The organism is Bacillus sp. NP157 (assembly GCA_018889975.1).
Lineage (GTDB): Bacteria > Pseudomonadota > Gammaproteobacteria > Xanthomonadales > Rhodanobacteraceae > Luteibacter.
Genome location: CP076546.1, coordinates 1715907 through 1729973 on the forward strand (window position 1 = coordinate 1715907; position 14067 = coordinate 1729973).

General features: G+C 67.3%; 15 protein-coding genes. 6 read left to right on the forward strand and 9 right to left on the reverse strand.

Annotated elements, in window-relative coordinates; translation table 11 throughout:
* The first annotated feature begins 54 nt into the window (after nucleotides 1-54).
* Nucleotides 55-780, forward strand: coding sequence for a Crp/Fnr family transcriptional regulator (locus KPL74_07725; protein QWT21884.1), 726 nt, complete (start codon nucleotides 55-57; stop codon nucleotides 778-780).
* Here KPL74_07725 and KPL74_07730 read toward each other — a convergent pair.
* The 3 genes from KPL74_07730 to KPL74_07740 all read right to left on the reverse strand — a co-directional run bounded on the left by KPL74_07730 (nucleotide 764) and on the right by KPL74_07740 (nucleotide 4399).
* On the reverse strand, nucleotides 764-3643 hold the full coding sequence (locus KPL74_07730; GenBank protein ID QWT21885.1) for a TonB-dependent receptor: 2880 nt from the start codon (nucleotides 3641-3643) through the stop codon (nucleotides 764-766). The two genes, KPL74_07725 and KPL74_07730, sit on opposite strands and share 17 nt — an antisense overlap.
* A gap of 204 nt (nucleotides 3644-3847) precedes the next feature.
* The gene (locus KPL74_07735) at nucleotides 3848-4087 is read right to left on the reverse strand and encodes a hypothetical protein (GenBank protein QWT21886.1); all 240 of its coding nucleotides are present in this window, start codon (nucleotides 4085-4087) and stop codon (nucleotides 3848-3850) included.
* A 66-nt stretch (nucleotides 4088-4153) separates the two neighbouring features.
* Complete coding sequence (locus tag KPL74_07740; protein ID QWT21887.1) at nucleotides 4154-4399, reverse strand: DUF2188 domain-containing protein; 246 nt, start codon at nucleotides 4397-4399, stop codon at nucleotides 4154-4156.
* A 212-nt stretch (nucleotides 4400-4611) separates the two neighbouring features.
* Between KPL74_07740 and KPL74_07745 the strand changes: the two genes are divergently transcribed.
* The gene (locus KPL74_07745; protein ID QWT21888.1) at nucleotides 4612-5661 is read left to right on the forward strand and encodes a TraB/GumN family protein; all 1050 of its coding nucleotides are present in this window, start codon (nucleotides 4612-4614) and stop codon (nucleotides 5659-5661) included.
* Here the strand turns inward: KPL74_07745 and KPL74_07750 are convergent.
* Nucleotides 5571-6632, reverse strand: a complete 1062-nt coding sequence (locus KPL74_07750) for a DUF4105 domain-containing protein (GenBank protein ID QWT21889.1) — start codon at nucleotides 6630-6632, stop codon at nucleotides 5571-5573. The two genes, KPL74_07745 and KPL74_07750, sit on opposite strands and share 91 nt — an antisense overlap.
* Nucleotides 6633-6789: 157 nt before the next feature.
* On the opposite strand from KPL74_07750, the gene KPL74_07755 reads away from it, so the two are divergent.
* Nucleotides 6790-7476 carry an HAD family phosphatase gene (locus KPL74_07755; GenBank protein QWT21890.1) on the forward strand — a complete coding sequence of 229 codons (687 nt, stop codon included), beginning with the start codon at nucleotides 6790-6792 and terminating at the stop codon, nucleotides 7474-7476.
* A gap of 12 nt (nucleotides 7477-7488) precedes the next feature.
* Here KPL74_07755 and KPL74_07760 read toward each other — a convergent pair whose 3' ends face one another.
* From KPL74_07760 to KPL74_07775, 4 genes are all read right to left on the reverse strand, one after another.
* Nucleotides 7489-7863, reverse strand: a complete 375-nt coding sequence (locus KPL74_07760) for a response regulator (GenBank protein ID QWT21891.1) — start codon at nucleotides 7861-7863, stop codon at nucleotides 7489-7491.
* Between the two features lie 172 nt (nucleotides 7864-8035).
* The gene (locus tag KPL74_07765) at nucleotides 8036-8461 is read right to left on the reverse strand and encodes a tetratricopeptide repeat protein (GenBank protein ID QWT21892.1); all 426 of its coding nucleotides are present in this window, start codon (nucleotides 8459-8461) and stop codon (nucleotides 8036-8038) included.
* A gap of 165 nt (nucleotides 8462-8626) precedes the next feature.
* On the reverse strand, nucleotides 8627-10336 hold the full coding sequence (locus KPL74_07770; GenBank protein QWT21893.1) for a patatin-like phospholipase family protein: 1710 nt from the start codon (nucleotides 10334-10336) through the stop codon (nucleotides 8627-8629).
* A 71-nt stretch (nucleotides 10337-10407) separates the two neighbouring features.
* Nucleotides 10408-10767, reverse strand: a complete 360-nt coding sequence (locus KPL74_07775) for a DUF1304 domain-containing protein (protein QWT21894.1) — start codon at nucleotides 10765-10767, stop codon at nucleotides 10408-10410.
* A gap of 124 nt (nucleotides 10768-10891) precedes the next feature.
* Here KPL74_07775 and KPL74_07780 point away from each other — a divergent pair, with 124 nt between their 5' ends.
* The 3 genes from KPL74_07780 to KPL74_07790 are packed head-to-tail and all read left to right on the forward strand — an operon-like array spanning nucleotide 10892 to nucleotide 11903.
* Nucleotides 10892-11167 carry a hypothetical protein gene (locus KPL74_07780; protein QWT21895.1) on the forward strand — a complete coding sequence of 92 codons (276 nt, stop codon included), beginning with the start codon at nucleotides 10892-10894 and terminating at the stop codon, nucleotides 11165-11167.
* Nucleotides 11168-11214: 47 nt separating this feature from the next.
* Nucleotides 11215-11565 carry a UBP-type zinc finger domain-containing protein gene (locus KPL74_07785; GenBank protein ID QWT21896.1) on the forward strand — a complete coding sequence of 117 codons (351 nt, stop codon included), beginning with the start codon at nucleotides 11215-11217 and terminating at the stop codon, nucleotides 11563-11565.
* A gap of 2 nt (nucleotides 11566-11567) precedes the next feature.
* Nucleotides 11568-11903 carry a tRNA-binding protein gene (locus KPL74_07790; protein ID QWT21897.1) on the forward strand — a complete coding sequence of 112 codons (336 nt, stop codon included), beginning with the start codon at nucleotides 11568-11570 and terminating at the stop codon, nucleotides 11901-11903.
* A 38-nt stretch (nucleotides 11904-11941) separates the two neighbouring features.
* On the opposite strand, the gene KPL74_07795 is transcribed toward KPL74_07790, so the two are convergent.
* Complete coding sequence (locus KPL74_07795) at nucleotides 11942-14008, reverse strand: EAL domain-containing protein (GenBank protein ID QWT21898.1); 2067 nt, start codon at nucleotides 14006-14008, stop codon at nucleotides 11942-11944.
* Nucleotides 14009-14067: the final 59 nt, after the last annotated feature.

Sequence of the window (14067 nt, forward strand, 5' to 3'; positions counted from 1 at the left end):
ACGCGCCCGACCTAAACTAGCCACGCGCACCTGCCGTGCGTGGGAGGTTAGCCCGTGCATTACGCCGCCGATGTCGCCAAGCCGCCGCCCGCGCCGCGTCGCGGTGCCGCCTGCTGCAACGACGCCTGCCGGCACGCCAGCACCTGCCAGGCGACCCGCGGCGGCGCGACCGAACTGCTCGCCATGCGTGACATCGTCGAGCGCATGGGCCCGTTCTCCGATGGCGATCGACTGGTCCAGCCCGACGCGCCCCACGTGGCGGCATACGCCGTGCTGTCGGGCCTCGCGATGACCGTCGGCGCCGGCCACGTGCTGGCGTTCCACTTGCCCGGCGAGATCTTCGCGCTGGACGTCGCGCGCCAGGGCCAGCACACCTCATCCGTCGTCGCGGTGGGCAAGACCTGGTTCTGCCGCTTCCCGCGTGCGGCGACCGACGCCCTGTGCGAGCACGACGACACCATCGCCAGCCACCTGCGTGGCTTGCGCCGGGAGGAACGCCGTCGCGCCACGCGTGCCGGCGACGCACCTGCCCTCGCCCGCGTCGCGTCCTTCCTGGCGGACCTGCTCACGCGGCGTCGCCACGTCGAACCCGACACCACCTTCCTGCCCTTGCCGATGTCGCGCGACGACATCGCCTCGTACCTGGGCATGAGCGCCGCCACGGTCACGCGCATGCTGGCCCGGCTGCGCGCCGGCGGCATCCTCATGGTCCGGGCGGACGGCGTCGAGATCCTCGACGCCGCCGGCCTGGCCATGCACGGTCTTACAGCTTCACCCTGACACCCACGGTATAGAACCGGCCGACCGCACCGCTCTGCGAGTAGGTGGGGTTGTAGTTGAACGCGGCGTAGTTCAGCGGATCGAGCGGCGCCTTGCGGTCGAACGCATTCATCACCGAACCCGTGATCGCGATCTTGTCGGTCAGGTCGTAGCGACCGGTGAGGTCCACTTCCGTGAACGACGACATCCGGCAGGACGCGGGGAAGTCCGCGCCGGTGGTCGTGTTGGTCGACTGGCAACCCGGTGCCACGTCGGGCGCCGTGAGCTTCAGGCCACTGGTGTAATACACCGTGCCGGTGATGTTGAGCTTGCCGACCTGCAGGCTGTTCGCCCACGAACCGCGATAGCGTGGCGTGCCCGCACCGGACGACAGGCCGTACGGCCCATGGGTGCCGACGAACTGCAGTTTGGTGCCGTCTTCCAGTGTCAGCACCCAGGTGATGATCCGGGTGAGATTGATCTCGCTGGTCAGCGTCATGTTGTCGCTGAAGTGGAAGTTGCCCTTCAGGTCGAGGTCGATGCCCTTGGTCTCCAGCGCGTTCTGGTTGACGTAAGGCGCATCCACCACCAGCGGTCGCGGCAGTGCGTCGGGCGCCGCCGGATCGGGAACGTCGGCGACGATGCTGGATGCCGTCGGCAACGGCTGGCCGTTGTAGTACGCGTCGAGCACGGCCGCCGGGCTCTGCTGGCCGATCACGCCGGTCTTCTTGATCCGGTAGTAATCGATCGTCGCGCTGAGGTCCTGGGTGGGCTGGAACAGGATGCCGAAGGTGTAGCTCTTCGACCGTTCCGGCTTCACCTTCGGATTGGCCGCGGTGAGGAAGGCCAGCGGATAGGGCTGCACGTAGCCGCTGTTGTTGTGCAGCGCCTGGAACTCCGCCGGCGGCGTGTACGTCGCGAAGCCTTCGGACTCGCTGGAACCGTTCTCCGCGAAGCTCGGCGCGCGGAAGCCCTTGGAGAAGGTGCCGCGGAAGGCCAGTTCATCGATCGGCTTCCACTTGATGCCGATCTTCGGCGAGAAGTTCCTGCCGAAGTCGGAGTAATGGTCATAGCGGCCGGACACGTCCACTTCCAGCGACTCGAGGAACGGCGCATCGAGTTCGACATACGCACCGCTGACGGTGCGGTGGCCCTTGGTGTGGGCGATGCCCAGCCCCTGTGCGGCAAGATCCGGGTTGAGGTCCGGATCGTTCTGCTCCTCGTGGCGCACGTCGATGCCGGTAGCGAGGCCGAGCGAGCCGCCCGCGAGATCCATCAACGGCCGGGTCACGCGGAAATCGGCCGACTGCAGGTCGCTGGTCGAGGTCTTCTGCAAGGTCGGGCCAAGCATCCGCAGCAGCTCTGGCGAGTTCGCCGACGAGTCGAGGAAGTTATACGTGCCGTTGGCGACGGCAGCGACCAGCGCGTTGTAATTGAGCAGCCCGGGCGTGGTGATATCGAGCGACTCGTGGTTGAACACCAACGCGGTGTCGTAGCTCCAGTCACCCCACGAACCGGTCATGCCGCCGGTGATGCGCATGTTGTGGTTCTTGTTGTCGCCACCGCCGGGAAGGCCCGGGAAGGTGTAATTGATCAGGGCCGCCTTGCCGTCCGCGGCAAACGGGTTGTTGGGATTGAGCGAGCCGTCGGGCAGCGTGGCCGGCAGCGCGATCGCATTGGTGTTGTTCGGCGTGCTGGCCTGGATCTGCGGCGGCGGCCCGCGGAACTGCGTGCGTACCTGGTAGTAGCTGGCGTCGATGTAGGCCTGCGCGGTGTCGCTTACTTTCAGGGTGAACCGGCCATAGATGCCCTGCCGCTCCATCTCCGGCGAAATGTCGAAGTAGCGCGTGCGATTGAACGCGCAGTAGCTACCGGGATTGTTCGGATCGTTGGTGACCAGCGTGCTGCCCGTACCGCAGGCACCGAGCGGCTGGGCAACGGCGCCGGGGTCGGGGATACCGGTGGTGACGTCGCCCGGCGTGCCCAGCGTGCCTGGCGTGACGGTGCCGAAGGGCGAACCGGAGTTCTGCGACGGCTGGCCACCGATGAGGTTGTTGCCGCCGCTGCGAGTCAGGTCGTTGGTGTTGTACGGGTAGCCGCGGTCGCCCACCTGGATGCGATCGTCCTTCTGGTACTCCGCGCTGAAGTACGCGTTCCAGCCGTCCTTGCGCAGGTCGCCACCGCCGAACAGCACGGTGCCGCGCCGCGTCGTGCCACCGCCGTGCTGCGAGGTGCCGACGTCGGCGGTGAACTCCGTGCCCTGGTAACCGGGACGCAGGATGATGTTGACCACGCCGGCGATCGCGTCCGCGCCGTACAGCGACGAGGCGCCGTCCTTCAGCACTTCGATGCGGTCGATCGCATTCGACGGAATGGTGTTGAGGTCGACGAAGGCGCGCTGGCCATCGTCAGCCAACGGGTAGTTCGCCGCACGCCGGCCGTTGATCAGCACCAGCGTGGAATTCACTGTAAGGCCACGCAGTGCCACGCCCGACGAACCGGCGGCGAAGCCACCGGTGAAGGCCGGCGGGATGGAACCGCTGTTGTCGGCCGAGACGGCGCGGATCACGTCCGACACGGTGGTAAGGCCGCTTTTCTGGATCTGCTCGGCACTGATCGTGGTCACCGGCGACGGCGTCTCCACGTCGATGCGTGGGAGCGCCGAGCCGGTAACGGTGACGGCGGCAAGCTCCGTCGTGGCCTTCGGCGGAGGGGGCGGAGGCGACGGTGGCGAGGCCTGCGCCGCCTGCGGCGGCGTGCCTTGCGCGGCTGGCGGTGGCGAGGTGTCCTGGGCGCGGACGGTACCGCAGGCGCAAGCCAGTGCGGCGGCGATGGACAAAGCGAGCCCGTGGCGCCTGGGCGCCATGCGTGTGGTGGTTTTCATTGTGAGTCTCCGGAGCCTTAGGGGAGTGGGGCTGGGACTTCGCGGCGGGGGAATGCGCAAAAAATGCAACATTCACGGGGCCGCAATGAAAACTTACGCCGGGTAAACGATGTGCACCATCGGCCATTCGGAATAGCTTGCGCCGCGTTGCGCGGCGCTTTCTGGCACGCGGTATGCAGTGCGCGGGCGCGCACCAGGCGGACGTTACTCGTCTTCGCCGGGGTCGAAACCCTCGCGTTCCTTCATCAGCGCGCGCGCTGCCGTGATGCCCAGGCGGATGCCTTCGGCACAGGCGTCTTCTTCATTGTCGTGCAGCGTGACGCAAAGCTTTTCCTTAAGCTCGTCGCCGTCTTCGCTGATGACGTACTTGCCGCGCCAGCGGCCAGGCTTCGCGACGTAGCACGAGCCCTCGACGTCGAAATAACCAATCTTGCGGTGCGTCATGGGTGGCAAGTTCCTCCGTAAGGCCACCATCGTATCCATCGCACATCAACGCGATGTGTGCAGTGGCTACTGCAGGCTGTCGACCGGACGCTTGGCGTTGGATTCGAATTCGCGCCAGACGCCATCGGCACCTTCGACGGAAACCAGCACCTGCACGTGGCCGGGGTTGCCGATCAGTCGCGACTGGTTGACCGCATAGGCAATGGCCGCGACGCGCGTCTCGAAGTTTTCCGTGGGCACGCCGTTGAGCTGGACATGCCATAGGCCAGCCAGGTCGGGGTGGAACGGAATGTCGTAGATCACCAGGGCCATGGAAGACGGATGGGTCGGGGATTCGCACGCGGGGAGGAAGGGGAGCTTAACGGTTTGTGAGTGCTAACGGAACGAAAGGTTGCGAGGGGAAACCTTCACGCGCCTTGCACGCACGGCGGCGTTCGCGCGCCGGTTCTTGCGAAGTGAATGCAAGGCGAGTGAGCGGCGGCAGCGATGCGACCGCCGCCATGGCTTCGACTAGACTTGCGCGCATGATCCGACACCCACGCCCTGCCCTCGTTGCCGCCTTCGTCGCCCTTGTCCTGGCCGGCACTGCCGCCGCCCAGGTGCCCCCGCCGCCCGACAGCGTCCCGACCCTCGAGGCCGTTACCGTCAGTGGCGTGCAACCGGGCCCCGGCCTGTGGCGGGCGACGCGCGGGGACCACGTCGTCCTGATCCTTGGAACGCTGTCGCCGATCCCGGGCAACATCACCTGGAAGACCGACGAGGTCGACGACGCGGTGGCACACGCGGGCGCGCTGATCCTGCCGCCGCACGTCGAAGTCAAGCCGAACGTCGGCTTCTTCGGTCGCCTCGCCCTGCTGCCCTCGCTGATCGGCGTGCGCAACTCGCCGGACGGGAAGACGCTGCAGGAAACCGTCCCGGCGGACGTCTACGGACGCTGGCAGGCGGTGAAGGCGAAATACATCGGAGACGACAACAAGGTCGAACGCTACCGGCCGATCTTCGCCGCGATCGACCTCTACAAACAGGCGGTCAAGAAATCCGGCCTGCGCAAGTCGGGTTACATCACCGATGCGGTGGTCGAGATGGCGAAGAAACACAACGTGCCGCAGGTGCCGGTCGAATACACCCTGCTGGTCGACGATCCGCGCTCGGTGGTGAAAGAGTTCAAGCGCTCGACCCTGGACGACCTGTCCTGCTTCACCCAGAGCGTCGACAACATCGAACCGCAGCTGGCCGCCATGCGCGAGCGCGCCAACGCCTGGGCCACCGGCGACGTGGGCGAGCTTCGCGACGAACGGCGCGCGAAGCAGTTGTCGACCTGCCTGGATGCCGTTACCGAGGGTGGCCTCGCACAGCGCATCGGCCTCACCGACGTGCCGGCGCAGGTGCGCACGCGCTGGCTGGCCGCCGTGGATACGCAGGTGGCCGCGCACGACCAGGTCGTGGCGATCGTCCCGCTGGACGACCTGATCGGTCCGAAGGGCTACCTGTCGGCGCTGGAAGCGAGGGGCTTCAAGGTCGAATCGCCGGACGACGGCGACGCACCGGACAAGACCGCCGGCGGCACGCCCTGACGGATCACCGCGGAGAAGTCGTCGCCCGGCCCGCTCGCCCGCGCCCGGTCGGTGATCCGGCCTAGCCGACGCCATTCGTCCACGGGCATGCGCTTGTCCAATGCGCCGTTGTCCATGAGGTATTCGGGCAGGTAACCGGTCAGCAGCAGGCGGATATCCATTGGCAAGCCGCCATCGATCCGCCGCGCCATGCGGTAGACGATCGTGGTGCAGTTGGATGTCACCGTGTTGTAGAAGCGCGGCTCGTCGACCAGCCGGTTGGCGGCCTGCACGTATGACAGGAACAGCGAGCGCATCGCATCGCGCGGCATCCGCAGCGGGAAGATGTAGTCATCCTCGCCGCGCACGTTGGTCCGCACGCGCACGATGTCGCGCTCGTCCGCGGCGATCAGCACCAGCTCGAACTGCTTGAAGAAGCCCCCGACCTCGGAAAACGCCTCGCCCTTCTCGCGACGGATCTCCATCGAGAACACCACGTGGCGGCCGTCGTCAAAACCGAACGAGAGCATCGCATGCGCGATCGCCTCGCTCGACCAGTACGACAGGATGGCGTCGGCGGAGACCAGGTGGGCGAGATCGTAGCGGCGGGTTTCCCAGCGCACGTCGTAATCGTCGTCGGCGCGCCAGTTGAAGTCGCGCACGTTATGCAAGGTGACGATGTCGCCGTCGGCCTCGCCCGAAAGCAGGTGGGCGACGTCGTCGGACCAGACGCGGTCGTTGCGTGGCTGGATCGTGGTCCACCACGCCACCAGCAGGCCCAGCATGGCCACCAGGCAAAGGGGCGCCCACGCCACGCGCCAGCCGAACATCGCGACCAGCAGGCCGAGGTAGACCACCGACCAGGCGATCGCCCCGGCCAGCCGCAGTGGAGGCGGCCCCGGCAACTGGTAGCGCAGCGCCAGGGTGCCCCAGGCCCCGGAGACGAACAGCAGCACGCCGGCGAGGGCGCCGACGAGACTGCGGGCGAGCATGCGGCGTTTTCTCATGATCCACGAAGCGTGGCCTGCGCCGTCGTCCAGCGCAACCCGCCGCTTCATACCCAACAGGAATATGGCGTTACGGCAGCAGGCGCGGTATGTTCGCGAAAAACCGGGCATTCGGCCGCCGTGGCGGCCATCGGGGGCAGGCATGGTGCGTTTTCCCGCGACACCCCAGGCCATCGTTTTTGACCTGGACGGCGTACTGTTCGACACCGAAGCGCTCTACCGGGACGCCTTGCTACAGGCGGCGACGGAGTTCGGCATCGAACTCCCCCTGGCCCTGTGCCAGCGCATGGTCGGTCTGCACGGACATGCCGCGCGCGTGCTCCTTCGCGAATACGTGGGCGACGAAGTCGACCTGGATGCGGTCTGGGCCAGCGCCTCGGAGCGTTACCACGCCATGTTCGAGACCGACCTGCGGCTGAAGCCGGGGGTCATGTCGCTGCTGGACACGCTGGATGAATTCGCCATGCCACGGGCGATCGCGACCTCGTCGCCGCACAACATCGCCATCCATCACCTCGAGGCGTTCGGGCTGCGCGATCGCTTCGACGCGCTGGTCGCCGCCGGCGACTGCGAGCGGTGCAAGCCCTGGCCGGACCCTTACCTGCGTGCCGCACGCATCCTCAACAAGCCGGCGAACTGCTGCCTGGCCCTGGAGGATTCGCATGCCGGCGTCCGCTCGGCCGTATCCGCCGGCCTGCCCACGATCATGGTGCCGGACCTGCAACAGCCATCGGCCGAGCTGCGGCGCATCTGCGCCAGCGTGGTGACCGGCCTCGACGAGGTCAACGGCTGGCTGCGCAAGGCACGCGGTGCCGTCGAATCGTCCTGACGCCCGGCGCGCTCAGCAGGCCCGGGCGGCACTCGCTTCGCGGATGGCCTGCTCCAGTTGCTGGGCGCTGTAAGGCTTGCGCACCATCGGCGCGCGATAACGGATCGGAATGTCGACCGGCATCGTCCCGGTGGCCAGCACGTAGGGAATGCCGCGTCGCTTGAGTTCGTCCAGGGCGGGATACGCCATGATTCCCTGCAGGTCGAGGTCGACCACGGCCACGTCGCAACGCTCGACATGCGCGACGCGGATCGCCTCCTCGATGCAGCCGGCACACGCGGCCACGTCGTAACCCAGCCGCGCCTGCAGCAGGTCCGTCAATGCGGATGCCAGGCCGGTGTGGTCTTCGAAAACAATGGCGCGTGGCGCAGCGGAGATTGTGGTCATAGCGACCCTCTCGTCGAGGCTGATGGACTCCCCGAGGCCCACGCTACTACCGAATTTGCATGCCCGCCATAGCCCAACAGGCCGATGACAGGCTCTTGCGACAACGTACTTTCACGTATGCCAACGGACTGTCCGCTTCGCACGATCCAGTCGCCGGGCTGTCATCGAAAACTCAGTGACTGTCTGCCGGTTCGACAATGAACGGCGGTGCCCCACCCTCGCCCTCGCCCTTGCCGCGCGTGCCGACATCGTCCGCCACCCGCGCCAGCCGCTGGGCGATGCGCGAGCTGTCGCGGCGCAAGGTGTCGCCGGGCTTGCCGGCCTGGGCGCTGGCGATCATCGCGGCCTGGGCCTGTTTCAGGCGGACCACGCCAAGGTTGTACTGCGCCTCGGCGAACTCCGGACGCAGGTGGATCGCGCGGTCGTAAGCCTGTACCGCATCATCCTGCTGCTGCAGGCGGAAGCGAGCGTTGCCGAGGCGGAACCATGCATCGGCATCGCCGGGCTGGGCGTCGACCACCGCCTGGTAGAGGTCCGCGGCATGGCGGATGTCACCCGCCGCGTAGGCCTGGCCGGCGTCGTGTGCTTGCGTTGCCACGTCCTCGCCCGACGGTTGGGGAGCCCGCGTGCCGTGGCCTGCACAACCTGCCAGCAACACCGCCGCAACACCGACGGACCAACCAGAACGAACACGTAGCATCGAAGCACTCCTGTGGCGCATGTCCTGCTGACAGTGCCCGCCCAGGCAAGGGTTCGTCAAATATCACAAAAGGCCGAAGGCACGCAGCGCAGCGTCCAGGCGGCGGCGAACGATGCCGAGCAGCAGGCGCCGGACGTACAGATGCCAGGCCAGCCAGGTGGCGATCCGCGCGCCGATGCCCGCGGTCGCGACGCCATACAGGGCCTGCATCCGGCCTTCGACCAGCGGCATCAGCGTGTCGGGCTGGAAGGCACCACGTGGCCACGGCGGCAACGGCTCGCGCTGGGCCATGCACTTGCCCACCAGGGGAATGACCGGTGCATGCACTTCCCCGTCGACGTCGCGCAGGAACCCGGCAAGCGCCGGGTCATCCACCCAGCCAGCGAAGATCGGGTTGCGCGCCGGCACCAGCAGTCGTTCGGAAAGGAACTGCTGGCAGTTGCGGCGGCCCAACAGGAAGTCGTGGTGCCGGTAGGCCTGGCTGAGGAAGCCGGAGAAGCCGCCCAGTGCGCCTGCGGCGAGGGCGCGCCCACCGATCCAGCGGGGGCCCTCCGGCGTCGCGGGACGGCTGGGCGCGATCATGAAGCGGCTGAAGACTGTCGTGTCGAGGGCCAGCGCCACCTCTTCGGGTTTGAAGCGCGCCTGCTGCTTCCAGGCGCCGAACAGCGCAGCCATCGATTCGACGATGTTGATCGACGCCGCATCGACCGGACCGGGATCCTCCGCCTCGGGAAACGGGTCCAGCATGATGACGATGCGATTGACCCGGTCGCCTTCGCGCGGGTTGCGGCCGAGCGTGCCGGCGAGCTCCGTGCGGGCCAGCTCGAAGGGTTCGTTGTCCATTGCACCGCCGTCGACCGCGACGAAGCGGTACTCGCCCGTGGCCGTGTCGGTATCCGCCCACGCGGGGGGAATCGGCACCGCTTTCGCCTTGCCGTCGTTGCCGGGCACGATGACGACCCGCCCGTCGTAGTCGGTCCAGGGGCGGATGACCTCGCGGTAGCGCAAACCGGCGGGGAACGCCGCCGAGGCCAGTGCCCCGTTCATGAAGGCCTGCCATTCGCGTGCGTAGGGATGGTTGGGGCCACTGACCACCGCCTCGTCGGCGTATTTCCAGGCACGCTCGTACGTGGCGGCGCCGGTGTTCACCGCGTAGCCGAGGTAATCCGCGTGGGCGAGCATGCCGTGGCCGGGGATCTCGGGGTTGCCGCGGAAGCGCACCATGTAGGGCACGCCGCGCAGGTTGGTCACGGTGAAGACGCACTTCAGCGGATTGGCGATGTACGGGCGCGCGAGCGCCTCGCCGGTGAAGGCCAGCACCTGGGCCGCGATGGCATCCAGGCAGGTCGAGTCGAGCAACGACGCCAGCGGCTTCGCGGGGTCGGCAAGATCGGCCTTGCCAAGCAGGGCACGCGCATCGATCCGCGTCACCCATGCGTCGTAGAACGGATTACCCGCGGCGGCTGCGGGCGGGGTGTCGGCGCGGACGTGGGCGAAGCGGTACGGCAGGGCCACGGCGGAAATCACGCCATTGAGGCTGCCCGCCGAGGCTCCGGAAATGATCCGCAGCAGGACATCGTGGCGCGGTACCGCCAGGCCCTGCGCCTTCGCCTCGTACCAGTGCTCCAGCGCTTCGTAGAGGAAGTCGAGCACGCCAGCGGCATACGCGCCGCCGGACACGGCACCGGCCAGGGCCAGGCCCAGCTCGAACGTCGCCGGGCGGCAGTCGGGGGTCTTGCCCGGGCGGGCAAGCGGCAATTCGGTCTCTGCCATGGATCACTCCGTGGGGGAAACGGGGACGCCCCGCCCCCTCGGCGGCGTCCATGCATGTCGAGGCTATCGTCCTAGCGCGCGATCCACTGGGCGGCCAGCGCCAGGATGGCGGGCAGCGCCTGCACGTAGAGGATGCGGCGGCTGGCGGTGATCGCGCCCCAGAGGCCGGCCACCACCACGCAGCCCAGCCCGTAGAACACGAAGGCGGTGGCGAACGGCTCGCGCAAGGCCAGCCCAAGCACCAGCGCCACGACGAGGAAGCCGTTGTACAGGCCCTGGTTCGAGGCCAGCGCGGCACTGTCGTTGGCGAATGCCGGGGTGATCCCGAACACCTTCGGGCCACGCGAGCGCCACAACGCCATTTCGAGGATCACGATGTAGACGTGGATCAGGATCACCAGCACGGTGAGCACGGTTGCAACAAGCGACATGACGTTCCTTCGATCGGTCGGTTCTCCGCCGAGAGCATACCGCCCGGACCGTGACTTTACGTAGACCCTTCGGCGGATTGCGCCACCGCGCCCGCACGGGTTTCATGTCGGGATGCGCAACGTCATGGCAGCACAGGAGATCTCGCTGGAGGCCCTCGGGCTACTCCAGGCGTTGCTGCATCGTGACTACGACGAGGCGCATTTCCGTGCGGGCCACGTGGCCCGGCACGCGCTGATCCACGAACACCTGCCGGTCGCCGACGCGGCCTGCCGGATCGAGGGCCTGCTCCAGGAAGGCTCGCCCGACACCAACGAGCTCGGCCGCGCCTTGCAGCGGCTTGCCGCCTCGGTCAAGCGGATGCAAATCGTTGCTTTGCATCGCGCCGGACGGCTGTTCTGAACGATCGGCTCGGGTAGGATCGAGGGAACCGTTCCCGGAGTTCCCCCATGAGCCACGAGCGTTCCGGCATCGATACCCAGGTTCCCCCCAGCGGCACGGGCTGCGTCGAGTGCCTCGCTACGGAAAGCTGGTGGCTGCACCTGCGGCGATGCGCGCAATGCGGCCACGTCGGCTGCTGCGACGATTCGTTGAACAAGCACGCGACCCAGCATGCGCATGCCAGCGGCCATCCGGTGATCCAGAGTTTCGAACCGGGCGAAGACTGGTTCTACGATTACCGCAACGACGAGATGTTCGACGGCCCTGCCCTGGCGGCGCCTACCTCCCACCCCGACGACCAGCCCGTGCCCGGCCCCGAAGGCGCCGTGCCGCGTCGCTGGCAACGCCTGCTTGGCTGACCATGACTGACCTGATCGATTGGAACGACTTTACGAAAGTGTTGATGGTGGCCGGTACGGTCACCCGTGCCGAAGCCTTTCCCGAGGCACGCCGCCCGGCCTACCTGATCTGGGTCGACTTCGGCGAGCATGGCGAGCGCAAGACCAGCGCGCAGGTAACCGGCGTCTATGCGGCCGACGAGCTGGTCGGCAAGCAAATCATCGGCGTCATCAACTTCCCGGAAAAACAGATCGGCCCGGTGCGTTCGCAGTTCCTGCTCACCGGCTTCCACACCGACGACGGCGTGGTGATCGCCACGACGGAGCGCCGCGTGCCGAACGGAACCCGTCTGGCCTGAGGCCGTCGCGGGCTCTAGGCCTGCCGCCCTACGCCACCCTACGCCACCGTAGGCCGCGGCGGCAACGTGGCCGGCAGGTCGGCTGCCGCCACCGGCACGCCGAGCAGGTAACCCTGGAGGGCGTTACAGCCCAGCCGCGTGAGCAGCTCCTGCTGTTCGACGGTCTCCACGCCCTCGGCCACGATCTTCAGGCCGAGCGTCTTGCCCAGCGCGATGATCGCCGAGACGATGGCTTCGTCGTCGTTGCCGCGCGCCAGTTCGGTGACGAAGCCGCGGTCGATCTTCAGTTCGTTCGCCGGCAGCTGCTTCAGGTACAGCAGGCTGGAATAGCCGGTGCCGAAGTCGTCGATCGAAATGCCGATGCCGAGCGTGGCCACCTGGTTGAGGATCGCGAGGCTGGTCTCCGCGTCGCGCATCGCCGTGGATTCGGTCACCTCGATGGTCAGGTGCCGGGGTTCGATGGCGTGGCGCACCAGCGCGTTGCGCAGCGTTTCAACGAGGCCGACGTGGTTGAGCTGCGCCGTCGACACGTTCACGGCGACGGTCCAGTTCGCGTGGCCCGCGTCCAGCCAGAGGCGCATCTGCCGACATGCTTCGTCGATCACCCAGTTGCCGATCGGCACGATCAGGCCTGTGCGTTCGGCCACGGGCAGGAAGCGATCGGGCGGCACCAGGCCTTCGCCGGGCTTGTTCCAGCGCAGCAGGGCCTCGACGCCGACCACCGGCCCGCTGGGCGAGACCAGTTTCGGCTGGTAATGGAGGGTGAACTCGTCACGGTCCAGTGCGCGGCGCAGGTCCTGCTGCAGCTTCAGCTGTTGGTGCACGTTGGCGTTCATCGCCACTTCGAAGAAGCGGAAGCCGCGCCGGCCGTGCTCCTTGGCGTGATACATGGCCGCGTCCGCGTTGATCATCAGCTCGTGGCGGTTGCGGCCGTTTTCCGGATACAGCGCGATGCCGACGCTCGCCGACACGTGCGCGGTCACGCCGTGCACCTGGTAGGGCTCGCTGATCAGGTCGACCAGTTCTTCGGCAAGCACCGCGGCTTCTTCCGGCCCGCCGATGTCGACGACCACCACGAATTCGTCGCCGCCAAGGCGTGCGACGGTTTCTTCGTCGCGCTTGCAGGCCAGGATGCGGCGCGAGACTTCCCTGAGCAGGGCGTCGCCGACATGGTGGCCATAAACATCGTTGACGGCCTTGAAGCCGTCCAGGTCGAGGAACAGCACGGCGAAGCGCCGGCCGCTGCGCGAGGCGTTATGGATCGCCTGGTCAAGGCGGTCTTCCAGCAACACGCGGTTCGGCAAGCGGGTCAGGTTGTCGTGCATGGCCAGCTGCAGCAGTTCGCTGTTGGCGCGATCCAGCGAGGTGGCGAGCAGGTTGGCCCGCACGTCCAGCATCGATACGACCAGTGCGATGGCAAACACCGACAGCGTGACGACGATGACGACCACGGCGAGCCACTTCACGTCGATGCCACCGGCCACGGCCGCGCCGCACCAGCTGTCGGCCGGGAAGTTGGCGGCCGCCATGCCGGTGTAGTGCATGCCGACGATGGCGCAACCCATCACGAGCGAGGCACCGAGGCGGGCCCACAGCACGCGCTCGGTATCCCTGCGCAGGCGGAACGCGATCCACAGCGCGGCGCCGGATGCCAGCACGGCGAACACGACCGAGAGGGTGAACAGCAGCGGGTCGTAGACGACGCCGGGCATCATCCGCATCGCGGCCATGCCGGTGTAGTGCATCGCCGCGATGCCGAAGCCCATCAGCAGCGCGCCCACCGCCAGCCTGCGTCGCGGCAGTTCGTTCTGGCAGACCAGCCACAGCGCGAAGGCCGACGAGCACACCGCGATGACCAGCGAGAACACGGTCAGCTCGACGTCGTAGCCCAGCGTGATCGGCAGGCTGAAGGCCAGCATGCCCACGAAGTGCATGGCCCAGATGCCCAGGCCCATGGCGAACGAGCCGCCGGCCAGCCAGAGCATCGACGCACGCCCGCTCGAGTTCGCCACGCGCGCGGCCATGTTCAGCGCCGTGTACGAGGCCAGGATGGCCACCACGAACGAGAACAGGACCAGTACGCCGCTGTAGCTGCTGTCGAGCATCAAACTTCCCGGTAGAAACAAGTTGCCACGACAGCTATTAATGGCTGCGCCGAATCGGC